This is a genomic window from Pseudomonas costantinii (assembly GCF_001870435.1).
Lineage (GTDB): Bacteria > Pseudomonadota > Gammaproteobacteria > Pseudomonadales > Pseudomonadaceae > Aquipseudomonas > Aquipseudomonas costantinii.
On sequence record NZ_MDDR01000028.1, the window covers coordinates 23,729 to 47,258 of the forward strand.

Here is a 23,530-nt window from a genome sequence, read left to right on the forward strand (position 1 = left end):
GAATGGCCTGCGCCGCGTCGGTCGCGGTGTGGCTTGGGTGGCGTAGAGGGCGGTGGCACGCCGCGCTGGGCGGATCGTGCACACCTGTAAAACGATGGGGGGGAGGTTTAATTTAACGGGCGGCCTTACAAGTCCCGCACCACGCGAAAGCCGATCCAGTCGCCGCGATTGTCCGGAATCAGCGCGTTGCGGTTGCCGGAGCGGGAGAACACCGGGGCCTCGCCCCAGTCGTTGCCACGGATGCGCCGGAATTCGCACTTGCCGGTCAGCCAGGCGCTGCCATCCGTTGGCGCGCCGATGTAATCGTCGTTGAAGCAGTCGGCCGTCCACTCGTAGACGTTGCCGTGCATGTCATACATACCAAACGCGTTCGGCGGGTAACTGCCCACCGGCGACGAGTAGCTGTAGCCGTCCGCCGGGCCGTAGGTGTTGGCATGCTTGGCGATGCTGTAGCCCTTGCCTTCATCGAACGGGAAGGGGAATGGACCGGTCGAGCCCGCGCGCGCGGCGTACTCGCGCTGGGCTTCGCTGACCAGGTGGTAGCGCTGCCCGGTTTTTTTCGACAACCAGGCCGCGTAGTGTTCTGCGTCCTGGAAGTCCATGCATACCGCCGGCTGGCGCGGCCCTTGTGGATAGCGGGGTTTGCTGGCGACGCATTCACGGCCGGGGCGTTCATCGCCATTGGCAATCTTCACCCCGGACTGGCGCACGTAGCTGTCCCACTCGCCCGCAGTCACTTGAAAGCGGCTCATGGCGAAGGGTTTGGCGAACGTCACGTCATGCATCGGGCCCTCGTCCGGTTCGCGGCCCACCTCGTCTTCCGGGGTGCCCATGGTGAACGTGCCGGCAGGCAGCACCACCATTTCCGGGCAGTCCTTGCAGTCCTTGAATACCTTGCCGGGTTGTGGCGTGGCGGCCTGCGCCAGGTTGGGCAGCAGGGCGCCGCACAGGGTGGTCAATGCCAGAGCCGCCAGGGGTTTGAGTCGGGATGGTTTCATGTGGGCATCTCGTTCAAAGAAAAAAGGGGTGTCACGCGCGCGGGCTCAGCAACGCCATGAAGCGCTGGATTTCGTCGGTGCTATTGAGCAGGCCGGGCGAGGTGCGCACCACCGGGCCGGCATCCCGATACACCGAATCGATCACCACGCGGTTTTTCATCATGTAGGCGGCGACCTCGCGGCTGTCCTGGCCCTTGACCCGGAAGAAGGTAAAACCGGCTGACAGGTCAGGGCTGCGTGGGGTGACCAGTTCAATTTTCGGGTGAGCCAGCAGCTGATTTTTCAGCTCGGTGTTGAGCGCATGAATTTGCGTCTGCACCTGCGCCTTGCCCAGTTGTAAATGCAGCTTGAAGGCTTCATCGGCCGCCCAGCGATGTTCGAAGGCGTGGTAGCCGCCGGGGGTCATGGTGGTGGCGAAATTGGTGTCTTCGGAGAAGGTCGGCACCATCGGCGTGACGTATTTATTCTCGGCGTCGCGGGCGCACACCAATCCGGTGCCGCGTGGGCCGAACATCCATTTATGGGTGCCGGCAATAAAGAAGTCGCAATGCATATCCGGGAAGTCGAGGTTTTCCACGCCAAACCCGTGCACGCCGTCGACCACGTACAGGATGCGGTCCTTGTCGTCACGGTTGCGGTTGTGCTCGTCCACCAGCTTGCCGATTTCGCCGATCGGCAGCTTCACGCCACTGCCGGACTGCACCCAGGTCATGCCCAGTACGCGGGTGTTGGGGCGGATATTGCGCTTGATGTTGCCGAGGACTTCGTCGACGGACACCCGGGCCGCGTTCTCGAACAGGCTGATCCGGCGCACCTGGGTGCCTTCCTTGAGCACGCGAAAATCCAGGCAGTTATGCGTGGCGTAGTGCTCGTGAACGGTGGTGAGGATCTCTTGATCGGGCCGCACCTTGATCCCGCCATAGATCATCGCCAACCCTTCGGAAGTGCTGCCGGTGAGGGCGATCTGCGCAGGTTTTGCGTTCAGGTAGCGACCGGCCCATTCGCGTACCTGGCCTTCACGCTTCCAGGTTTCCTGCAGGTCCCAGTCCATCGCCAGCCCAGGGTTGCGGTCGATTTGCAGGCGGTAGCGCTCGATGGCGTCGCGCACCGGCTTGGGGTGCGACGCCACCAGAAAGTTGGAGAAGTGCAGGTAGTTCGGGTCCTGATTGAACAGTTGCTTGAGCCCCGTCCATGGGCTGTCTGTCGGGTTGGCTGCCATGGCCTGGGGGAGGATGGCGGCGCCCAGCGGCAGGCTGGCGGCAAATACACCGGCTTGCTTGAGAAATGTACGGCGGTCGGTCATGGACTTACTTCGCGGGTAATTAGCGGTTGGCCAATGGCTTGGCGGCTTTTTGTACCTGGTCCCACACGCGCAGGAAGTTGCCTCCCCACAGCTTGGCAATGTCGGCTTCGGAGTAGCCGCGCTGGATCAGTTCGGCGGTGACGTTGCGCACTTCACCCACGTTCTCCCAGCCTTTGATACCGCCGCCGTCGTTGAAGTCCGACGCAATGCCGACGTGATCGATACCGATCTTGCGCACGGTGTAGTCGATGGCATCCCCCAGGTCCTTGAGCGTGGCCTTGGGTTCTTCTTCGAGGATGGCGTACAGCGCGCTGGCGTACTGGCCGAATTTTTGCTCGGACCAGGCGGCAATAATCGCGTCACCCGGCATCAAGGCCACGGCCAGATTAGGCAGCGGTGGCAAATCAAAACGTGCGCGCAGGGCATTGAGCTTGTCCTGGGTCGGCTGGCTCAGTGGGCGCAAATAGGCGGGGAAGCCCACCACCTGGACCACGCCGCCACTGTTCTTGATCAGTTGCAGCTCTTTGTCGCTGAGGTTGCGCGGGATATCCACCGAGGCGCGCGGCGCCGAGTGGGAGGCGACTATCGGCGTGCGGCTCAACTGCGCCACCTGCTCCAGGGCCTTGGTCGACATCTGCGACACATCGATGATCACCCCCAGGTCATTGAGGCGATGTACCGCTTGCTGGCCGATGGGCGAGAGCCCTTCGAGGGCGTCGGTGGTGTCATTGAAAAACGGCAGTGGGCGCGACGAGTCGGACCAGGCGTTGTTGCCGACATAACTGAAGCCGAACATGCGCATGCCGCGTGCCGTCCACAGGTCCAACTGGTTCAGGTCATTACCCAGCGGGTAGGCATTGAGCATGCTGATAAAAATCGCAAACTTACCCTCGCCATGCAGGCGCCGAAAATCATCCGGGGTGTAGGCAATGCCGACCTGGTTGGGATAGTCGCGCACCATGCCGGAGATGATCTTGTAGCGGGTCTCCTGTTCATGGCGGGCTTCTTCGACAAAACCATCCGTGGGATTGTGCGGCGCATTGGCGCCGTTCCAGATTTCCGGCCAGCCGAAAATCGTCAGGGCCGCCCCCGAGAGGCGCCCTCGACTGGTCTTGGCCAGGTCGAACTGCCCGCTGCCATCCTTGTCGGCCTCAAAGCCTGCGGTGCCGAAATCCAGGGGCACGGTGATATGGCTGTCGAACGACAGCAGGCGGTCCTGCATTTCATTGGCCTGCTTGATCACCTCCAGCGGGTAGCCGGCATTGCCCTTGAACCAGTGATCCCAGGCCAGGAAACCGGCCCCGGCGCTGACGGCCAGTGCCAGTGGCAGGCCGAGATACAGCGCCTTTTTCGAACGTGGTTTTGTCATTGCCATCTCAGTCAGTTGAGGCCTTTGCTATCTGGGAAGAACGAGTGATGGCAGGAGAAATTTAGGCGATGGCCGTGAGGCGGTAAATTTTGCGCACGGGCAAACGTTCTAGCTCTGATTAAGCCGTTTCCTAAGGTAGACAATGACGATCTCTCGACGTGGGTTCATCGCAGGCCTGGCGCTGACGGGTGCTGCCGTGCCGGCGGCCTTTTATGCCCATCGCGAGCTGACGCGTGAAGAATTTCCGATCACCCCCGGCGAAGCGACGGTGGACCTGGCCGACACCCGCGGCCAACACCTGGCGAATACCCTGCGCGGCGTGTGGAGCTTACGGCTGGAAGGGCGTGATGCCGGCCTCAAGGGCCTGCCGCTGCAAGGCCTGGAGCTGCTGCTGGACATAGCACCGCGTGGTCGAGGCTTGCGTGGCTACCTGGACACCGCCGAGCACCTGCGAGCCGATGGCGAACCTCGTTACCGGGTGTTGGGTGATCTGCTGACGGGCGAGGGTGCCTTGCTCTATTGGCGCCTGATCGACCGCGACGCGGTTGATCAGGCGCCAGCCTATGAGTTCAAGATGACCCTCGATGAAGTCTGGGCCAACTTCGGCAATGCCGGCAGTGCCACCCTCAGTGGGCAGATCCTGAACCTGGACCGCCCCCTGGCATTGACCGAGCGTGACAGCCGTTTCATCGCCCACAAGCAACTGTTTCCCGAAGCCCGTCAGCGCATCGGCCTCAACCCGACCCTGCTGGCGTGGCTGATTTCCCCCGAGCACCGCCTGTTCCACCAGCTGTGGCATGCCACCCGTGATCAGTGGCACAAGTTGTCCGAAGAAAAGCGCGACGCCCTGCGCGGTATCGGTTGGCAACCCGGGCCACGTGGTCAGGAGCGCGACGCGCGGGGTAACCGTAAGGACCGCAACGGCTCGGGTATCGACTTCTTCTTCATGCACCGGCATATGCTCGGCACCGCCCGCTCAATGCAGGACCTGCCTTCATGGCCGGCATTCCCGGAACCACAACCGGCGCTGGAGCGTGATCGCCTGGGCTTTGTGCGTTACTTCGACAACCATGACGGTTTCGCGCTGCCGCCCACCTGGTCTGCCTCTGGCGACAGCGTCTACACCCAGTGGGTCAGCGATATCAAGGCGGCCGAGACTTACCACAGCAACTTTGAGGTTTGGGAGTCCCAATACCGCGACCCGCGCTACTTGGCCAAACTGAGCCTGGGGCAGCTGGGTTCCGAGATGGAGTTGGGCCTGCATGACTGGCTGCACATGCGCTGGGCCTCGGTGCCGCGTGACCCGTCCAACGGCGGCCCGGTGCCGTTCGCCCGCGACCCGGCGGATTTTGCCGCGCGTTGGTATGCGCCGGAAAACGACTTTCTCGGCGATCCGTTTTCATCCCACGTCAACCCGGTGTTCTGGCACTTCCATGGCTGGATCGATGATCGTGTCGAGGACTGGTTTCGGGCCCACGAGCGATTCAACCCGGGAGAGGTCAGCCGGCTGGAGGTCAATGGAGTGCAGTGGTTTGCGCCGGGGCGTTGGGTCGAAGTCGGCGACCCCTGGCTGGGGCCGGACACCCATGGCTGCAGCACCACACCCGGTTTGCAGGCGGGGCGGTCGATGGAGATGGACCCCGAAATCATGAAGCTGGCGCTGCGGATCACCTTTGGTTCCGATGAGGACCTGCTCAAGGGACTGTTCAAACGCGTGCCGCAGCGGCCGTGGTATGCGCGGCACTTGAAGGTCAAGGCGCGGGAGGCGTAAGCACCAACGCCATGACTTCAGGCCTGCTCTTCTTCGCGCAACTGCAGGCTCATGTCATCGCAACTCTTTGCCCAGTCGCTCAGCCACTGCGGCATCGGCGGCGACGCTTCGGCCAGGCCCAGCTCCCGTACAAAATCCGCCGGGGGCAGGATGCCCTTGGCTGAGCGGAACAGCCCGCGCATCACCACCACACCAACCACCCGGCCTTTGCTGATGAAACGGTGCTCCATAAAACTCCATTTGTGGTCCCAGCCGAGCATGCGGCTGTGCACCTCGAACACCTCGAACAGCTTCAATTCCCGGCGAAACTTGCCCCAGGTATCGCCCACGACCGGTAATGCCTTGTTGCGCAGGGCCACGCGAAATGCGCCGGTACGCAATACCAAATCCATCCGCGCGACGTCCGCCAACGAGAAATACCGGCCATTGGTGACATGCCGGTTGATGTCCAGGTCCAGCGGCCAGACCCGCATACGCACCACGGTCGTGGCCAGGCCATGGGCAGGTTTGCGCCATGGGCGACGGCACAGCATGTACAGCAATCGAAACCAGAGATTCATAAGTACGCCAGGCAGTTGATCAGTGGCGTCACTGTAGGGGCGTCGAATCAGCTAAGGTAGGTGCGCAAATGACTCATTCCATGCGAAAAGCGCAAGCAGGCTCCTTTTATGCACATTACTTTGCTTCTGGCTGATCACTGTTCCGCCGCCAGCGCCACCATGGCCCTGGAGATGCTCAACGCCGCCAACCTGTTTGCCGACAGCCCACCCTTTGAAGTGGTGACGGCTTCGTTGGAGGGGCAGCCAGTGAGCGTCTGGGGCGGGCAGTGTTTTCAGGTGGATCGCGCACTGGCACAGATACCGCAGACCGACCTGGTACTGATCCCAGGCTTTCTCTTCACCTTGAAAGAAGCCTTGCCGAGGTTTTCTGCGTACGGCCCTTGGCTGCGCGAACAGCATGCCCAGGGGGCGGTGCTGGCCTCGATGTGCACCGGTGCATTTCTGTTGGCCGAGGGCGGTCTGTTGCAAGGCTTGCGGGCCACCACCCACTGGGCGCTTGCCGAATCTTTCCGGCGGCGCTATGCGGACGTGATGCTGGATGACACACAGATCCTTTGCGAAGAAAACCGCGTGATCACCTCTGGCGGCGCCAGTGCGGCGATGGATTTGATGCTGCACCTGATCCGTCGCTTCGGTTCGCCGGAACTGGCCCAGACCTGCGGCAAATACCTGTTGATCGACAAGGTGCGCACCGAGCAGTCGGTGTATGCCATGTGGTCGCTGCCCAAGAGCCACGGCGATGCAGAGATCCTGCGGGTGCAGCACTGGTTGGAGCAGCACTTCGCCAAGTCGCTGGTGATCGACGAGGTGGCGCAGCGCTTTGGTTTTGGTGTGCGCAACTTTAAGCGACGCTTCAAGGACGCCACCGGCTACACGCCGATTGCGTACGTGCAAACCCTGCGTCTGGAGCGGGCCAAGCAGATGCTGGAGTCTACCCGCATGACCCTGGAGAGCATCACCTATGCGGTGGGCTATGAAGACAGCAACTCGTTTCGCCGATTGTTCCAGCAGCGGGTGGGGGTGCTGCCTGCGGCGTATCGCAAGAAATTCCTCAGTGCCCTGGGCTGACTCAGCGGCGCAGTTGCGGCTCACCTTCGATGCACTCGACCAGAAACTCCATCACCACTTTCACCGACGGTGAGCGGCGCATATCCGGGTATACCGTGAGCCAGATATCACGTGCCGGACCGTCGGTGGCGGCGGGCAGCCTGACCAGTAACGGGTCGTGATCGCCCACCAACGTCGGCAGCACCACCGCGCCGACTTGAGCGCGGGCTGCCATTTGCTGGGTGATCAACTCACTGGCGGCAAACACGATCGGGCGGTGGCCGCGCAACTGGTGCATCCACGCTTGCTGGGGCAAGTGGTCGCGACTGCCGTCGTAGGCGATGAACGCCCATTGGGCGGCGGGCAGTTGCTTGAGTTCGGGCGAGCCGTAGAGCCCGAAGCGCACGATGCCAACCTTGCGGCGTACCAGCGCGTCCTCATCAGGGCGCACGGTACGCAAGGCGATGTCGGCCTCGCCCTTGTCCAGTGCTGCCAGTTGGGTCGAGGGGATTAACACCAGATTCAGTTGCGGGTACTGCGCACGCAGTCGCGCTACATGGGGTGCGATGCAGTGGTTGGCGATGGACGGTGGGCAACTGACTCGTACCGTGCCGGCCATTTCGATGGAGGCGACGCGGGACAGACGCATCACGTCGGTGGCCATCTCGCCCATGCCCGCTGCCAGCTCAGCCAACGCCAGACCTTGGGCGGTCAGCGGCCGACTGCGCGGCAGGCGATCCACCAGCTTCACGCCGAGGGCTTTTTCCAGCGCATCGACGCGGCGCCCAACGGTGGCGTGTTCCACTTGTAACTCGCGGGCGGCCGCCGACAGCGACTGGGTGCGTGCCAATACGGTGAAGTAATACAGATCCTGCCAATCGAACATCGGGTTATTTCCGCACGGAGGATGTGAGTGATTGGGGAATTTTCCTACTGAATAAGTCCTTTTACCATGGCCGCTTCCCAGTGCAAACGGAGTTGTTCCCCGATGAAAGCCATCACCCTGCAAACTTACGGCGGCCCTGAGGTTGCGCAATTGCGCCACGACGTGCCCAAGCCCCACGTCAGCGTCGGGCATGTGCTGGTCAAGGTTGCCTGTGCCGGTATCAACTTTATGGACATCCACACCCGCCAAGGTAAATACGCGCAATCGATGACCTACCCGGTGCGCCTGCCTTGCACGTTGGGCATGGAGGGCGCGGGCGTCGTGGTGGAAGTGGGCGCAGGCGTCAGCCATTTGGCCGTGGGCGATCGAGTGGCCTGGTGTATCGCCTGGGGTGCGTATGCCGAATACGCCAATGTACCGGCGGACAAGGTGGCGCAGATTCCCAATGCCATCCCGTTCGATCAGGCCGCCGCCGCGATGTTTCAGGGCTGCACCGCTCACTACCTGATTGATGATGTGGCGCGACTACAGGCCGGTGACACCTGCTTGATTCAAGCCGCGTCCGGCAGCATCGGCCAGTTGCTGGTGCAGATGGCACGTCAGTTGGGGGCGACGGTTTTTACCACCGGCAGCACACCTGAAAAATGTGCGATTGCCCTGCAGCGCGGCGCCCATCAAGCCTGGACGTATGACAAAGGGCGGTTTGCCGACCACGTATTGGAAGCCACGGGCGGGCGAGGGGTGGACGTGGTCTTCGATTCGCTGGGCAAAACCACACTGCGTGACAGTTTCCGGGCGTGTCGCACGCGCGGGCTGATCATCAACTACGGCAATGTCTCGGGTTCGCTGACAGACCTGGACCCGATTGAACTGGGGGAAGCCGGCTCATTATTTTTAACGCGGCCTCGGCTGGCCGACCATATGGCCGATGGCCCTACCGTGCAACGGCGTGCCAATGCAGTGTTCGCGGCAATGCTCGAAGGGTCGTTGACGGTGGATATCGAAGGGCATTACACGCTGGAGACGGTGCAGCAGGTGCACGAACGCATCGAGGCACGGCAGCAGATTGGCAAGGCGGTGATGTGGGTTGACCGCGACTTGCACTAATCGTGGACGAAAAAAAACCGGCTGATCAGGCCGGTTTGGGGTGCCCCGCGAACCGCGAGGATTATGCGTGGTTGCTCAGCAGACGGTCAGCACCACCTTCGGCCAGACCGCGTGCTTGCAGACGATCGGCACCGCCTTCAGCCAGACCGCGTGCTTGCAGACGATCGGCACCACCTTCAGCCAGACCGCGTTCTTGCAGGCGATCAGCACCGCCTTCAGCCAGGCCACGTTCTTGGAGGCGATCCGCGCCACCTTCAGCAACACGACGCTCCAGCAGGCGATCAGAACCACCTTCAGCGACGCGGTTACCTTGCAGGCGGTCAGCACCACCCTCGGCAACACGGCTTTCGATCAGGCGATCCGCGCCGCCTTCAGCGACAACAGGGTGAGCAAAAGCGTTTGCAGCGAGTACCGAGAAAGCGAGGCTAAGCAAGATTTGGCGTTTCATGAGAGTGTGCTCCGAGTGTTTTAGTTGGGTGCCGCTGGGTATGGGTTTGATGTTACGCGTTGGATTTTTTTAGAGAACTTCATTGCGATGATGGTGACTATCGACGCCAGCGATGGCCCCTCTCAAAGGGCCATCGTGGAGGCGGTCATGGCATCTGCGGCAGTTCCTGAGGGCGCAGGTCGAATACCAGCACCTCGGCATCTTCGCCATGGCTCAGGCGGATCTGCCGTTCATCCCGCACTCGGGCGCCGTCGCCTTCCTGCAAGCGCTGGCCATTGATTTCAACGCTGCCCCGGGCCACATGGAGGTACACGTGACGGTCCGGTGCCAAGTCCAGGCTTGCGGCTTCGTCGCCGTTGAACAACCCGGCATACACCCGCGCATCCTGGCGAACATGCAGTGAGCCATCGGCGCCATCCGGCGAGATGATCAACTGCAAGCGCCCACGTTTCTGCGCCTCGCTGAAGTGCTCTTGCTGATAGCGCGGCTTGGTACCCGCCACATTCGGCACGATCCAGATTTGCAGGAAGTGCACGCCACGGTTCTGGCTGTGGTTGAACTCGCTGTGGGCCACGCCACTGCCGGCGCTCATCAGTTGCACATCACCAGGGCGAATCACCGAGCCGGTGCCCAGGGTGTCCTTGTGTTCCAGGGCGCCTTCGAGCACATAGGAGAAAATCTCCATGTCGCGGTGCGGGTGCTGGCCGAAGCCTTTGCCGGCGGCGACGCGGTCATCATTGATCACCAGCAGGTCGGAGAAACCCTGCTCGTTGGGGTTCCAGTAATTGGCGAACGAGAAGGTGTGGAACGACTTCAACCAACCGTGATTGGCGGCGCCGCGTTCGGAAGCTTTGCGAAGGGTCAGCATGGTGGTGTCCTCAAGTCGGAGCGGGCTGCGAGATGCAGGGCTCTTGCGTTGAGAAGAAGGTTAATGGTTACTGATAAATTCATTAATAAGATAGAATTTGAATAACTGTCTCTTTAAGGTTGACAGTTAGAGACGTGCCATAATGTCCACCGCATTCCTTCCAGATGGACGTTTCTCTTTATGAAAACCGTGGCCATGGCACTGTTCCCGGACTTCCTCCTGCTCGACATGGCCGGGCCACTCGAAGTGTTTTCCATTGCCAACCGCTACCTGCCGGCGGCGGCCCACTACCAGATCCTGACCATCGGCACCGAGCCGGGCCCTTTGCGTGCCTCCAATGGCGTGGTGGTGCAGCCCGACCTGCTGCTGGATCAGGCTCACGACGGCTATGACCTGTTGTTGGTGCCCGGTGGGCCGGGTGCCTACAACGAATGCCATCCCGCACTGCTGCCGTGGCTCAAGGCCGCAGCACCTCGCGCGCGGCGGTTCGGCTCGATCTGCACCGGCGCCTTTGTACTGGGGCATGCCGGGCTGCTCGACGGCCACCGCGTAACCACTCACTGGCACTACACCGAACGCCTGATCAAGGGTTTTCCCAAGGCCATCGTCGAAACCGATCGTATTTATTTGCAAGACGGACGGTTGATCACCTCGGGTGGGGTTACGGCCGGTATCGACCTGGCGCTGTCGATCGTCGCCCAGGACCACGGCAAGCAGGTGGCAGTGGACGTGGCCAAGGTGCTGCTGGTGGTGATGAAACGCCAGGGTGGCCAAGCCCAGTTCAGCCCGATGACCGCTGCCGTCGCCCCGCTGGAAACGCCGATCACCCGGGTGCAGAACCAAGTGCTGGCCCAGTTGGATCAGCCGTTCACCATTGATTCCATGGCTGAGCTTGCGGGCATGAGCCCACGCCACTTTGCGCGGTTGTTCGCCAAGGAGGTGCAGATAACACCGATGGCCTTCCTGCAAGGCGCGCGCATCGACCGTGCCCGGCACCTGCTGGAAACCACCGACCTGCCGCTCAAGACCGTGGCTTTTCACGCAGGTTTCGGCAGCGTGCGGCATATGCGCTTTTTGTTCAGTGAAAAGCTTGGCTTGAACCCTACTCAGTACCGACAGCAGTTCAGTTAACGACAGGATGTCCGTCTCGCGCACCCGATTGTCCGTATTGCTCCCCGTGTCGGCATTGTCCTGTCACGGGTAGCTGGCAAGATAACGTCAAGCCCATGGAAAAGGATGCGCGAACGCCCAAGACCGGGTGTTTCAGCGTTTTTACAGGCATGAACAACCCACACGCAGTGAGCTTCGGCCCCTACACCTTTCACCGACAACAACGCTTGGTCAGCAAGTCAGGCCTGCCGGTGCCATTGGGTGGGCGTGCGCTGGATATCCTGGCGGTGCTGCTGGAGGCGCCAGGGCAATTTGTCAGCAAGGACACCCTGATCGCCAGGGTCTGGCCGAACAGTGTGGTGGAAGAGAACAACCTGCGCGTGCATATCGCTGCATTGCGCCGTGCGCTGGATGGGCCGCGTTATATCCGCAATGAACCGCAGCGCGGCTATTGCTGCGTTGCGCCGCAGATGCTCCCGACAGCGATGCCCAGGCACAACCTGGCCGCGAGACTCAGCCCGGTGATCGGCCGCGACGAGCTATTGGGCGTGCTGGTACGGCGCTTGAGTGCACAACCTTTGATGACCCTCACCGGTTGCGCCGGCGTGGGCAAAAGCACCTTGGCCCTGGCCCTGGCCGAACGTGTGTTGCCGCGTTATCGCGACGGTGTGTGGTGGGTGGACTTGTCGACGGTAGAGGCACCAGTGGCGATGCTGCGACACCTGGCCAAGGCGATGGACCTTGAGCCGTGTGGCAGCGCCGCTGAACTGTGCAACCAGTTGGCCGCGCGTCAACTCCTGCTGGTGCTGGATGGCGCCGACTTGTTACTCGGCGCCTGCCGTCACTGGGTGCGCACCCTGCGCGAGCGGGCGCCTCAGGTGGCGGTGTTGTTGAGCAGTCGTGAGGCCTTGCAGGTCCCCGGTGAATGGGTACAACGCGTGCCCAGGCTGGCGCTGCCAATGCCGTCGGCCTGGGGGAGCGTCGAGCAGGCGATGGCGTACCCGGCGGTGCAGTTGTTTGTCGCGCGGGTGCGCGCCGGTCAGCAGGGGTTTGATTTGCGGCCCCAGGACCTGGCGCCGCTGCGCGATATCTGCCGACGCCTCGATGGTATTCCCCTGGCCCTTGAACTGGCAGCCGCTCAGGTCGATGCCCTGGGAATACACGGCTTGCAGACGCAATTGCAAAGGGGCTTGCAGGTGCTGACCCGTGGCCGGCGCACGGCGGTGGAACGTCACCAATCCCTGGCCGCTGCCCTGGGGTGGAGTTATGAGCGCTTGAGCCTGCCGCAGCGTTGGTTATTCCTGCAATTGGGGCTGTTCAAAATGGCGGTGTCCTTGCCGACGTTGAGCGAACTGGTCGCAGGCACCGAACTGGAACACGCCGACCTGGCCTACCTGCTGGCACGCCTGGTCGGTACTTCGTTGCTGGTGGTGGAGCCGGGCCCCGGTCCCGAGCGCTACCGCTTGCTCAACAGCGTGCGCAGCTATGCCCTGGCGCAACTGCGCGACCCGGCGCAGGTGGCACGTTTGCAGCAGGGCTATGGGCATTACCTGGGACCGTTTTCAGGCCGGCCGTTTGTCTTGCAACTCGTTGAGCAGGCTGCGTGCGCGGATCAGATCGTGGGTAGCAAAGCCTTCGGTAAATCGCCCGTAGACCCCGTTCAATAGCTCACGGGCCGCTTGCAGGCGCCCCTGGCTTTGCCACAATCGCGCCAATGAAGTTGCACTGCGCAGTTCCCAGGCGAGGGCGCCTTGTTGATGCGCCAGGCCAAGGGCCTCCAGCAGCAGCGCTTCACTTGCGCGCGTGTCATGCAGTGCCTCGGCCCGTACCCGCAGAATCTCGGGTGTGCACCAACCGGCCACGCCGCTTCTGGCGCGTTCAAATACAGCGTCATCCGCCGGGGCGTCACTGAAGGTCATCAGGATGTCCTGGACCAGCCCCAATCCATGCAGATCCTCCGGCGGTGCCGTGCCCTCGTAATGCCGAGCCCAGGTGTGGAATAACTGCACCGAGTGTTTTTGTGCCTGTTGCCGCAACAGGTCCAGCAGCGAGCGCGCGCAGGCAGTGTTGCCGTTGTAGCGGGCGATCACCACACCGGCCAGGGCCAGGGTGTAGCAGATCGAGGTGCCGTGGTTGATCTGCAGTGCCAGCTCCAGGGCCTGGCTCGCCGTGCGCCAGGCACGCTCGGGAAAACCCCGTAGCCACAGAATGCGCGCGAGGATCGTCAGCGAGGCCACGCTCTGGTCGTACTGCACGCCAAAACCATGGGTAAACCGATTGAGATGGCCGCTCTGGGCCATGCGTTGGATCACATGCTCAGCGTTTTGCAGCGCCAGTGTCTGGTTACCGGCAAAATGTTGCGCCAGTACCCGCAGGCGCTGGGCGCTGAACGCCAATAGGGGGGCGGTTTGTGGCCCTAATTGATCGAAGTACAGGCTCTGCGCCAACGCCTCGCGATAGTTGCCACTGCACAGGTTGACCGCCATATGGCCCGATACTGCGCGTAGCTGACCGGCGAGGTCCTTTTCTGCCTCCGCCAGGCGTCGCGCGCAGTCAAACGCCTCGACGGTCTGCGGCGTACCGCCCTGGGTGTGATAGGAAAAACTGCCCAACGCCAATTGCAGCGCCATGTGCAAGCGCCGGTTCGGCTCGGTGGACTGCATGAGCCGCGCCAAGGCCTTGCTCACATACAGACCGTGCTCGCGCAGCAACGACAATTCCTGCCACAGCGGCATCGCGCTGACGGTCAGGCGAATCCCCAGCAGGTGCACACCCTGGTCACTCAGGCACCAGTCGAGGGCGGCGCGGATGTCTTCGCGCAGCGGCGCATAGCGGTCGATCCAGGGCTGGGTCGCGATCAGTTCCCAGTCGTCCCGCGCTTGGTCCATCAGTGCCAGGCAGCGTGCCGCGTGACGCTCACGGGTGTTTTCCAGTTCTTTGGCAACGCTGAGTTTTTCCAAGGCATACGTGCGGGTGATATCCAGCAGGCGATAGACCATCTCATCATCGCCGGCCTCCACATTCAGCAGTGACTTGGCCACCAACTGAGTGATCGACCCCAGCACCTCGGTCGGCGCGATGTGCTCCCCGGCAATCACCGCCGCAGCGCTGGCCAGGCTGAACCCGCCACGAAACACCGCCAGGCGCCGCAGACAAATTTGCTCGCACGGTGTGAGCAAATCAAAACTCCAATCCAGCGTCGCACGCAGGGTTTGCTGACGGGGCAGGGCGCTGCGCCGGCCACGGGTGAGCAGGCGAAAATTGTCTTCCATCTGCGCCAGCAAGCCCGGCAGGCCGAAGCGTTCAATTTGCGCTGCCACCAGTTCGATCGCCAGAGGAATACCGTCCAGGCGTTGGCAGATATCAATCGCCAACGGCAGTTCGGCTTCGCTGAGTTCAAAGCTTTCCTGATGGGACATCGCCCGCTCAATCAGCAATTGCAGTGCCGGGTAGCCCATCGCCTGGGCGCGGTTGCCGGTGGTGGGCGGGCAGGCCAGGGGTTCGAGGCGCTGCACTGACTCACCCTCGGCCCGCAATGCCTCGCGGCTGGTGGCCAGGATGTGCAACTCAGGCACATGGCGCAGCAGGGTTTCGCTGATCAGGGCGATGTCGTCGAGCAGGTGTTCGCAGTTGTCGATCACCAGCAGCAACTGGCGCTCGTGCAGGCTGTGTGCAAATACGGCCAGCGGTTCCTGCTCGGCGGTCTTGAGGTCGAGCAGGGCGGCGAGGTTGGGCAGGATCATCGACGGCGCGCTGAGCGGCGCCAGGTCCAGCAGGTGAATACCGTCGCGGTAATGCCCGATCAGCAATTCCGCGACCCGCAGTGCCACGGTGGTCTTGCCGATGCCACCTGCGCCGGTCAGGGTGATAAAGCGTTGCTGCGGCAGTTGCTGCACCAGTGCATCGATCAGCGCCTGGCGGCCGATCATCCGCGTACGGCGCAGTGGCAGGTTATGGCCCTGGCTTTGGGGGATGCCGTCGGTGGGTAGCGTCATCGGTTCGATGCTCAGTGGCGCAACAAAACTGTAACCACGCTGGGCCACGGTGACGATATAGCGCTGCCCGGCCTGGCCGTCGCCCAGCGCCTTGCGCAAGGCCGCCATATGCACTCGCAGGTTGCCGTCTTCCACCACGTTTTTGGGCCACACCCGCGCGATCAGTTCTTGCTTGCTCACCACATTGCCGGCGTGTTCCAGCAGGATCAGCAGGATCTCCACCGCTCGTCGCCCCAGGCGCAACGGACGACCGGCCTCCAGCACCAGGCGTTGGCGCGGGTGGATGCGGTAGGGGCCGAAATGCACGGCCTGGTCGCCGAGGTCGCTCATGGATGCCCATGCTCTGGGAAAAGTGTCAGGCCAGCATATTCCAGGCGTGTGCAGACCACTAGGCCGCGATCACTTGTGGTGTGTGACGCAGCGTGTGAAGCGATTGGCGATTTCGCCAGGTCATCGGGTTAACCCCTTCGCTGCGCGTGAACATATGGCAGAAGTGCGCCTGGTCGCAAAAACCGCACTCCAGGCTGATCTGCGTCAGGCTTAAGGAGGAACCGGTAATCAGCTCCTTGGCCCGTCGAATACGTTGTTGACGAATCCATTCCTGAGGCGACAGCCCGGTGGTGCACTTGAAGGCGCGAGAAAAATGGCTGCGCGACAGTGCACAGGCCTGGGCCAGGTCGGCGATCGCCAGGCTTTCGCCCAGGTTGGCGAGGATCAGTTGTTTGGCAATACGTTCGCGCCGGGGGCATAGGCCGCCGGTCGCGGGTAATCGGGGAGTACAGGACTCAAGTCGGGCCATGACAAATATCCGCAGTCGATGGGAGCGTTCCCGGTGAATGGAACCAGTGTAGATCGCTCCATTCTTGGCGCCGGACCGTCCGGCTGACGAGTTAATCGTTGTTAATTTCGTCAGGTTATGACGCAGAAAAGACAGCACAGATGTGCAATCAACGTGTCGATTGGCATGTTTATCTGGCGGCTTGAAAACCGTTTGGATAGCGCCATGAACCGCAACGACCTGCGCCGCGTCGACATGAATTTGCTGGTGATTTTCGAAGCGTTGATGTTCGAGAAAAACCTGACTCGGGTCGCCGAAAAACTCTTTATGGGCCAGCCTGCCGTGAGTGCAGCGTTGGGGCGGTTGCGGGATTTGTTCGATGACCCGTTGCTGTTGCGCAACGGGAGGGGCATGGAACCCACGCCACGCGCAGTGGCGATACTCAAGGAGCTGCAACCGGCCATGGACACCATTTCAGGCGCCGTCAGCCGCGCCAAGGATTTCGACCCTTCCAGCAGTTGTGCGGTGTTTCGTATCGGCCTGTCCGATGACGCCGAGTTTGGCCTGTTTCCGCCGTTGCTCAGCCAACTGCGCGAAGAGGCACCGGGGATTATCGTGGTGGTGCGCCGCGCCAATTACTTGTTGATGTCGGCATTGCTCGCCAGTGGCGAAATTTCGGTGGGGGTGAGTTACACCACCGAATTACCGGCAAATGCCAAGCGCAAGAAACTGCGGGATATTCCCTGCAAGGTGCTGCGCGGGGATCATGGGGTGGCGCCGTTGACCCTGGATGACTACTGCGAACGGCCGCATGCGATGGTGTCGTTTTCCGGGGATCTGAGCGGCAATATCGACCTTGATCTGGCGCGCATTGGCCGGGCGCGGCGGGTGGTGTTGGCGGTGCCGCAGTTCAGTGGGTTACGTGCGCTGTTGGCCGGGACGCAGATTATTGCGACGGTGCCGGATTATGCGGCGTGCGCATTGACCGAGGGCACCACCTTGCGTGCTGAAGATCCGCCGTTCGCCATCGATGCAGCGGAGTTGTCGATGGTGTGGAGCGGGGTGCACGACAATGATCCGGCGGAGCGTTGGTTGAGAACGCGTATAGGCGAGCATATGTCGCGGGTACTTTGACCGCGTCGGCCTGATGGCCGACACGGCGGTTTGGAGTGTTACTTATAGCGTTGCTCGAAGACCGCCACTTGCTCGGGCTTGATCAGCTCAAACGGCACCCAAACCTCGGATTCGATCGGCTGGCCCTTGATCATCCTGATCGCCGATTGCACCGCTTGGGTCGCCTGGGCCTTGGGGTCCTGGAATACCGATGCGGTGAGCAGGCCACGCTTGATCGCCGCCAGGCCGTCGGGCAGGCCATCGATGCCGATAATCGCCACATCGCCCTTGGCCTTGCCGGCTTGCTGCAACGCCATCGCGGCGCCGATAGCCATTTCATCGTTGTTGGCGACAATTGCGTCGAACTGCGTACCCGCCAACAGCCAATTGCTGGTCAGGTCCATGCCTTTGTTGCGTTGCCATTCGGCGCTTTGCTGTTCGACGATCTTGATGCCGGGAAAGTCCTTGAGCACTTGTTTGACGCCTTCGGTACGGTCATGGGTGGCGTTTTGTGCGAGGTCACCCATGATGATCGCCACATTGCCTTTGCCGCCGAGTTTCTCGGCGAGGTAGCGCATCTGCAATTGCCCGGCCTCGATGTCGTTGGAGGCTACGGTGATCACGCCTTTAGGCAGGGTGCGTTCGTCCGGGTGGCGGTTGACGTACACCAGTGGCGTCTTCGCGGCGACGGCTGCGCGGGTCATGTTGGCGGTGGCGGCGGTGTCCACCGGCAGTACGATCACCGCGTCGACCTTCTGGTTGAGAAAGCCTTCGACCTGGTTGAGCTGGCGCACCACATCGCCTTGAGCGTCTTCGAACTGAATCTGTACGTCCTGCTGCTTGGCGGCGGTCTCCAGGCCGTTGCGCACGTAGGTCATGAAGTTATCGTCAACCCGGGCAATGCTCACGCCGATGCGATAAGCGGCGAAGGTCCATTGGCTGAACAGCAGTAACAACGTGGCAACTATCAATGAATAGCGATGCATGAGGGTGTTCCTTTTATTGTTATAGGGTGAACGCTTGGCGGAAACGCTCCAATGCCAGTTCGCTGTCGCCACTGGCCCAGCCTTCCAGGCCGACCACGCCGGTGTAGCCCATGGCATGCAAGGCCTTGGCAATGGCAGGATAGTGAATCTCGCCGGTGCCAGGCTCCTTGCGTCCAGGTACGTCGGCTACCTGGATTTCACCGATAGAAGAGCCCGCGCGTTGGATCAGTTCGATCAGGTTTCCTTCGCCGATCTGCGCGTGGTACAGGTCCAGGTTCATCTTCAAGTGCGGACTGCCCACCGCTTCGATCAGTGCTAGGGTGTCGTCGGCGCGGGCGAACGGGGTGCCGGGGTGGTCGACTTCGGTATTGAGGTTTTCCAGCAGGAACACGCGGCCCGCGTCTTCGCCCAGGCGGGCGATTTTTTCCAGGGTCTTGCAGGCACTCAGCCACATGCGGCCTGTCGTTTGAGTGACGGGCTGCACCGGTAAGCCTTGGTCGCCCAGGCCGGTGCCATGCAGGTTGAGGCTGGGGCAGTTCAGGCGCTCGGCCACGCCCAGGGATTCGCGGGCGCTGTCGAGTAGTTGCCGGATACCGTCGGAGTCGATGAAATTGCCGCTGATATAGCCGGTCATGGAGGTGAAGTCCGCGCCGGTGGCCGCGAGTGCGGCGATATCCTTGTTGGTCCAGTTCCAGATTTCAGCACTGAAACCCAGCGCATGGATGCGTTTGACGCGTTCGACGAAGGGCAGGTCGAGGAACACCATCTCGGCACTGATCGCCAGCTTGAAGGGGACAAAGCTCATGCGCGGGCTCCTTGCACGGCCACCGGTTTGCCTTGCTCGAATGACTCGATGCAGGCGCGGGCAATCGCCAGGGCGGCGCGTGCATCTTCGCCGCTGGCCAGGGGCTTGGCACCGGTGCGCAGGCAGTCGACAAAGTGGTTGAGCTCGGCGATATAGGCGTCGCGCAGCAGGTCGGTGTCCATGCGCTGGGTATCGGCCTGGATGCCGTGGGCAAGGTAACGCACCAGGTCGGAGTCGTTGAGGCTGCCCATGGTCAGCATGCCCTCGCTGCCGAACACTTCGCCGCGCACATCGTAGCCATACACCGCCTGGAAGTTGGCCTCGGCGGTGGCAATCGCACCGTTGTCGAAACGGATCGCGACCACGGCGGTATCGAGGAAACCTTTGCTTTTGTAGGCGGGTGCGATCAGCGCGTCGGCCATCACGTAGACCTGCACCGCCTCGGCGCCGGGGTTGAGGTAGCGCAGGGTGTCGAAGTCGTGGATCAGGGTTTCCAGGAAAATCACCCACTGCGGCGAGGCGGCGGGGTTATTCAGTGCCGGGTCGCGGGTCAGCGAGCGCAACAGCTGTGGTGTGCCGATGCGGCCGGCAGCCACGTCGAGGTGGGCGGTACGGAAGCTTTTGGCGAAACGCCGGTTGAAACCGACTTGCAGCGGCACGCGGGCATCGGCGGCGGCCGCGATGGCGCGGTCGGCCTCGTCCAGGGTGATGGCCATGGGTTTTTCGCAGAAGATCCCCTTGCCGGCGCGGGCGGCGCTGATTACCAATTCGGCATGGCTGCGGGCGGGGGCGGCAATGAGTACGCCGTCGATATCCAGGTCGTCTAACAACTGCTGTGGTTCGGTGTAGACCTTGTCCACGCCCAATTCAGCCGCGAGGCGTGCAGCCTGGCCGGGGGTGGGGTCGGCAATGGCGGTCAGGCTGGCGCCGGGGATGTGCCGGGCGGCGGTGAGGCCGTGGAAGCTGCCCATGCGACCGGCACCGATCAAACCCAGGCGGATGTTCTGTGTACTCATGAAATGACCCCTTCTTATTGTTGGCCTCAGGACGTTCCTGATCGGCAGAGGGGAAAAAGCAAACGCTATGCCAATTTATAAGTTGTTTATATTCAATAAGTTATAAAAAATCATAAACAAAATGTGTTCATTTTTATGACATGTCTATACTGACATGTCGAAAATATGAACATGGATACTCCTGATGACCCCGGCCCCCATGGCGTTCAGCGTACAAGACCTCGATTACCTGACGGCCCTGGGACCTGCGGCGCTGAATGACGGTCCCGTCGCCGTGCTGGAACGGGCGTGGCGCGATTGCCTGGCCGGCCAGGTCGAACGCCCGGCCGATGTCCGGCAGGTGATCTGGGATTCGTGGCGGCGCAGTGTCGAGGCCGGTATCGATCCCAATGACAACCAATATCGTTTTGTCGCCCCCCAAGCCTTGGCTGCTGCCCTGGCGACTCACCGCGTGCTGATCGCTGCCGCTGCGCAAGTGATGCAGGGCTTGCTGGCCTACAACCCTCGGGGCCATATCAACCTCACCGATACTGACGGCACCACCCTGTACTTTTGCGGGTTGGATATCACGCCGGTCGGTAGCCGCTTGCTGGAGTCGGTCCAAGGCACCAACTGCACCGGGCTGGCCCTGGCCGAAGACCACTTGGTGTATGTGCTGGCCGAGGAAAATTTCGGCAGCGGTTTGCGCCAACGCCGCATGCATTGCGCCGCTGCGCCGATCAAAAATGCCCAGGGCCAGACCTTGGCCATGCTGACCCTTACCGCCGAGCCCGGCTGGTTTCACTTTCATACCCTGGGCACCGTACAAGCGGCGGCCGAAGCGGTATCGCGGCAGATGGCGCTTCAGGCACTATTGGAAGAACAGCAAGCCGTGCTCGAAGTGCTCAACGAAGGCCTGGTGGTGTTGGATGAGCGTGGCTGCATCAAGGCGCTCAACCGCTACGCTCGGCAATTGTTCGGGGTCGGTTTGGAGTTGCTCGGCAGCCCGTTCCAACGCTTGGGCCGCAGCGAGTTGAGTGACGCTATCCTGCTGCGCGGCGGGGAGGCGGTGCGCGACCTGGATTGCACCTTTCATTTGCAGGATCGCAGCCAGCTCGCCTGCCTGGTTTCGGTGTGCCCGCTGGATCAGGGTGGGGTGATCGTGTCGCTGCGGGAGAATCGGCGTATTCGCGAAATCACCCGACGCATCATCGGCACCCAAGCCAGTTACACCTTCGAAACCATCCAGGGTCATTCGCGGGCGATCCAAGACGCGCTGCACTTGGGGCGCATCGCCAGTCGCAGTGATTCCACCACCTTGATCCTCGGGGAAAGTGGTACCGGTAAGGAGTTGTTCGCCCAGGCGATTCATAACGGCAGCGAGCGCAATAAGGGCCCGTTTGTAGCGGTCAACTGCGGCGCGATTCCCCGGGATCTGGTGCAAAGTGAATTGTTCGGCCATGTCGAGGGCGCCTTCACGGGGTCGGCCCGTGGCGGCTCGGCGGGTAAGTTTGAATTGGCTGATGGCGGGACCATTTTTCTGGATGAGATTGGCGACATGTCGTTCGACGCCCAAGTCAGCTTGCTTCGGGTTTTGCAGGAAGGTGAAGTCACCCGTGTGGGCGCGAAAAACTCGCGTCAGGTGGATGTGCGCATCATTGCGGCGACCCACCGTAACCTGAGCCAGGCGGTGGCCGAGGGCGCGTTTCGTGAAGACCTTTATTACCGGCTTAACGTGCTGAACCTGACCGTGCCACCGCTGCGCATGCGCCGTGAAGATATCCCGCTGCTGGCACGGCATTTTCTTGGCCGCTGCGCGCGTTCGCTGCGTAAATCGGTGCAGGGTTTTTCGCCTGAAGCGTTGGAGCTGCTGTCGGCTTACGCTTGGCCGGGCAATGTGCGCGAATTAGAAAACAGTATCGAGCGGGCGACCAATCTGGCGATGGGTGAGCTGATCCAGCCTGCGGATTTGCCGTTGGAAACCAAGCCGCGAGCAGCGCAGCGCCTATACGAACCTCAGCCCGCGCAGGACCTGAGCAGTCATGAAATGAACGCCATCGTCGCCGCGCTCAAGGACACTGGCGGCAATATCCGCCTGGCCGCCCGGCAACTGAAGGTGTCGCGCGGCGGGCTGTACAACAAGATGAGCCGGTTTGGCTTGAGTGCCGGGGACTTCAGGAGGCTGTGAGGCTGTCAGTCTTGCAGGTTTTCCGACGTCACGATTCGCGGCGGTATGTACACACGATGTCGCGCAGGATCGAATGCTTCTGCGGTCTGTAATTCCACCAGCAATTCCACCAATGCCGTCGCCGTCTGGCGCGGCTGTGAATCCATCGCCACATCGATCAAGCCTTGGCTCAGGGCCTGGCGCGACAGCGGCGTCGATTCCTGCAGGATGCAACACAGCGCCGGCCGCTTGGGCAGTTGCGCCAGGGCGCTGATGATCCCATCACCGCCGCCGCCCACCACGCACAGGCCGCGCAGGTCGCTGTGACGGCTGATCAGGTCAAGGGTGGCCTCTTCGGTGATGTCGCAATTGTCCAGATTGATTAGCGGCTCCAGGGGTTTTAGCCCGGGTGCGTGCTCGGCCAGGTAGCTGTGCAAGCCTTCGACCCGCGCCTGATGGCCGAGGAAGCGGTGGCCACCCAGCAAAATTCCCACACTGCCTTTACGCGCACCGCAGGTCCGCGCCAGCAACCAGCCCATGGTGCGCCCGACCACATGGTTGTCCTGGCCCACATAGGGCTCGGCGGCGTGTTCGTGGATATCGGAGAGCAGGGCGACCACGGGCACGCCGGCTTCGCGGATCTGTGCGAGGGTGGCGTTGATCAGCGGATGGGCAAAGCTGACCACCGCGAGTGCATCGCACTGCACCGCCAATTGTTCGATCTGCGTCACGATGGCGCTGGGCGTGCGATCGACAATGTATTCGAACTGGCACGTCAGGTTGGCGGTGGCGTGATGCTGCGCCGCATCGCTGATCGACTGGGCCAGATTGGCGTAGAACGCTTGGGCGGTGCCCAACAACAGGATGCCGAAACGGTAAGTCGGGCGACGTTCGCGAATACGCTGGCCGATCAGTCGCGCGGCAAAGTAACCCACCGCTTCGGCGGCCTGGAACACTTGCTCGGCCGTGTCCGGATTCACCGGTGCACGCGCGTTCAAGACCCGGTCGACGGTGGCCACACTGAGCCCGGCGTAAGCGGCAACGGTGGAGATGGTTGGGCGTTTATTGTTGTTCATGGCTGGCCCCTAAGCGTCTTGATAGAAAACTATCAAGCCCCGCTGGGCCTGGATGATAGCTTGATAGGGAATGGATTCAAGGCCTTGAGGGTGATTTAACCGCTCTCTATATTTTCTCTCGCAACGCACCTGAATCTGACGCTTGCGG

Annotated in this window: 20 protein-coding genes; 7 read left to right on the forward strand and 13 right to left on the reverse strand. The window is 61.9% G+C overall.

What is annotated here, in order from left to right; all coding sequences use genetic code 11:
* Positions 1–125 precede the first annotated feature (125 nt).
* The 3 genes from pvdO to pvdM are packed head-to-tail and all read right to left on the reverse strand — an operon-like array spanning position 126 to position 3,670.
* The gene (gene pvdO / locus BFL40_RS13850; protein WP_071484524.1) at positions 126–998 is read right to left on the reverse strand and encodes a dihydropyoverdine dehydrogenase; all 873 of its coding nucleotides are present in this window, start codon (positions 996–998) and stop codon (positions 126–128) included.
* A gap of 31 nt (positions 999–1,029) precedes the next feature.
* Complete coding sequence (gene pvdN, locus BFL40_RS13855; RefSeq protein ID WP_071484525.1) at positions 1,030–2,301, reverse strand: pyoverdine-tailoring periplasmic protein PvdN; 1,272 nt, start codon at positions 2,299–2,301, stop codon at positions 1,030–1,032.
* Between the two features lie 19 nt (positions 2,302–2,320).
* Positions 2,321–3,670 (reverse strand): pyoverdine-tailoring dipeptidase-like protein PvdM, encoded by a 1,350-nt coding sequence (pvdM, locus tag BFL40_RS13860; protein WP_071484526.1) that lies wholly within the window; start codon positions 3,668–3,670, stop codon positions 2,321–2,323.
* 142 nt (positions 3,671–3,812) lie between these two features.
* On the opposite strand from pvdM, the gene pvdP reads away from it, so the two are divergent.
* Positions 3,813–5,441 (forward strand): pyoverdine maturation tyrosinase PvdP, encoded by a 1,629-nt coding sequence (pvdP, locus tag BFL40_RS13865; RefSeq protein WP_071484527.1) that lies wholly within the window; start codon positions 3,813–3,815, stop codon positions 5,439–5,441.
* 17 nt (positions 5,442–5,458) lie between these two features.
* On the opposite strand, the gene BFL40_RS13870 is transcribed toward pvdP, so the two are convergent.
* A complete protein-coding gene (locus BFL40_RS13870) occupies positions 5,459–6,001 on the reverse strand; it encodes an acyl-CoA thioesterase (RefSeq protein ID WP_071484528.1) in 543 nt (180 codons plus the stop codon).
* Between the two features lie 108 nt (positions 6,002–6,109).
* On the opposite strand from BFL40_RS13870, the gene BFL40_RS13875 reads away from it, so the two are divergent.
* Positions 6,110–7,069: a GlxA family transcriptional regulator gene (locus BFL40_RS13875; protein ID WP_071484529.1), complete on the forward strand. Its 960-nt coding sequence runs from the start codon at positions 6,110–6,112 to the stop codon at positions 7,067–7,069.
* Between the two features lies 1 nt (position 7,070).
* On the opposite strand, the gene BFL40_RS13880 is transcribed toward BFL40_RS13875, so the two are convergent.
* Entirely contained in the window at positions 7,071–7,934 is an 864-nt protein-coding gene (locus BFL40_RS13880; RefSeq protein ID WP_071484530.1) for a LysR family transcriptional regulator, read from the reverse strand.
* Between the two features lie 102 nt (positions 7,935–8,036).
* On the opposite strand from BFL40_RS13880, the gene BFL40_RS13885 reads away from it, so the two are divergent.
* Positions 8,037–9,041, forward strand: a complete 1,005-nt coding sequence (locus BFL40_RS13885; protein WP_071484531.1) for a quinone oxidoreductase family protein — start codon at positions 8,037–8,039, stop codon at positions 9,039–9,041.
* Positions 9,042–9,102: 61 nt separating this feature from the next.
* Here BFL40_RS13885 and BFL40_RS32970 read toward each other — a convergent pair whose 3' ends face one another.
* Positions 9,103–9,489 carry a hypothetical protein gene (locus BFL40_RS32970; RefSeq protein WP_074851538.1) on the reverse strand — a complete coding sequence of 129 codons (387 nt, stop codon included), beginning with the start codon at positions 9,487–9,489 and terminating at the stop codon, positions 9,103–9,105.
* Positions 9,490–9,634: 145 nt separating this feature from the next.
* The gene (locus BFL40_RS13895) at positions 9,635–10,357 is read right to left on the reverse strand and encodes a pirin family protein (protein ID WP_071484532.1); all 723 of its coding nucleotides are present in this window, start codon (positions 10,355–10,357) and stop codon (positions 9,635–9,637) included.
* Positions 10,358–10,537: 180 nt separating this feature from the next.
* On the opposite strand from BFL40_RS13895, the gene BFL40_RS13900 reads away from it, so the two are divergent.
* Both BFL40_RS13900 and BFL40_RS13905 read left to right on the forward strand, forming a co-directional pair.
* Positions 10,538–11,488: a GlxA family transcriptional regulator gene (locus BFL40_RS13900; RefSeq protein WP_071484533.1), complete on the forward strand. Its 951-nt coding sequence runs from the start codon at positions 10,538–10,540 to the stop codon at positions 11,486–11,488.
* A 95-nt stretch (positions 11,489–11,583) separates the two neighbouring features.
* Positions 11,584–13,134 (forward strand): ATP-binding protein, encoded by a 1,551-nt coding sequence (locus BFL40_RS13905; protein ID WP_074851536.1) that lies wholly within the window; start codon positions 11,584–11,586, stop codon positions 13,132–13,134.
* Here BFL40_RS13905 and BFL40_RS13910 read toward each other — a convergent pair.
* Both BFL40_RS13910 and BFL40_RS13915 read right to left on the reverse strand, forming a co-directional pair.
* Positions 13,030–15,792, reverse strand: coding sequence for an ATP-binding protein (locus BFL40_RS13910; protein WP_071484535.1), 2,763 nt, complete (start codon positions 15,790–15,792; stop codon positions 13,030–13,032). The two genes, BFL40_RS13905 and BFL40_RS13910, sit on opposite strands and share 105 nt — an antisense overlap.
* A 58-nt stretch (positions 15,793–15,850) precedes the next feature.
* Complete coding sequence (locus tag BFL40_RS13915) at positions 15,851–16,261, reverse strand: helix-turn-helix domain-containing protein (protein WP_071484536.1); 411 nt, start codon at positions 16,259–16,261, stop codon at positions 15,851–15,853.
* 204 nt (positions 16,262–16,465) lie between these two features.
* Between BFL40_RS13915 and BFL40_RS13920 the strand changes: the two genes are divergently transcribed.
* Entirely contained in the window at positions 16,466–17,374 is a 909-nt protein-coding gene (locus BFL40_RS13920; protein WP_071484537.1) for a LysR family transcriptional regulator, read from the forward strand.
* 38 nt (positions 17,375–17,412) lie between these two features.
* Here the strand turns inward: BFL40_RS13920 and BFL40_RS13925 are convergent, their stop codons facing one another.
* Genes BFL40_RS13925 through BFL40_RS13935 form a run of 3 tightly spaced genes read right to left on the reverse strand, consistent with a single transcriptional unit; the run spans position 17,413 to position 20,160 of the window.
* Positions 17,413–18,339: a sugar ABC transporter substrate-binding protein gene (locus BFL40_RS13925; RefSeq protein ID WP_071484538.1), complete on the reverse strand. Its 927-nt coding sequence runs from the start codon at positions 18,337–18,339 to the stop codon at positions 17,413–17,415.
* Between the two features lie 19 nt (positions 18,340–18,358).
* Positions 18,359–19,144, reverse strand: a complete 786-nt coding sequence (locus BFL40_RS13930; RefSeq protein WP_071484539.1) for a TIM barrel protein — start codon at positions 19,142–19,144, stop codon at positions 18,359–18,361.
* On the reverse strand, positions 19,141–20,160 hold the full coding sequence (locus BFL40_RS13935; protein WP_071484540.1) for a Gfo/Idh/MocA family oxidoreductase: 1,020 nt from the start codon (positions 20,158–20,160) through the stop codon (positions 19,141–19,143). The genes BFL40_RS13930 and BFL40_RS13935 overlap by 4 nt, the downstream gene beginning before the upstream one ends.
* Before the next feature lie 184 nt (positions 20,161–20,344).
* Here BFL40_RS13935 and BFL40_RS13940 point away from each other — a divergent pair, with 184 nt between their 5' ends.
* Complete coding sequence (locus tag BFL40_RS13940) at positions 20,345–22,327, forward strand: sigma-54 interaction domain-containing protein (protein ID WP_071484541.1); 1,983 nt, start codon at positions 20,345–20,347, stop codon at positions 22,325–22,327.
* Positions 22,328–22,332: 5 nt separating this feature from the next.
* Here BFL40_RS13940 and BFL40_RS13945 read toward each other — a convergent pair whose 3' ends face one another.
* Positions 22,333–23,382, reverse strand: a complete 1,050-nt coding sequence (locus BFL40_RS13945) for a LacI family DNA-binding transcriptional regulator (RefSeq protein ID WP_071484542.1) — start codon at positions 23,380–23,382, stop codon at positions 22,333–22,335.
* Positions 23,383–23,530: the final 148 nt, after the last annotated feature.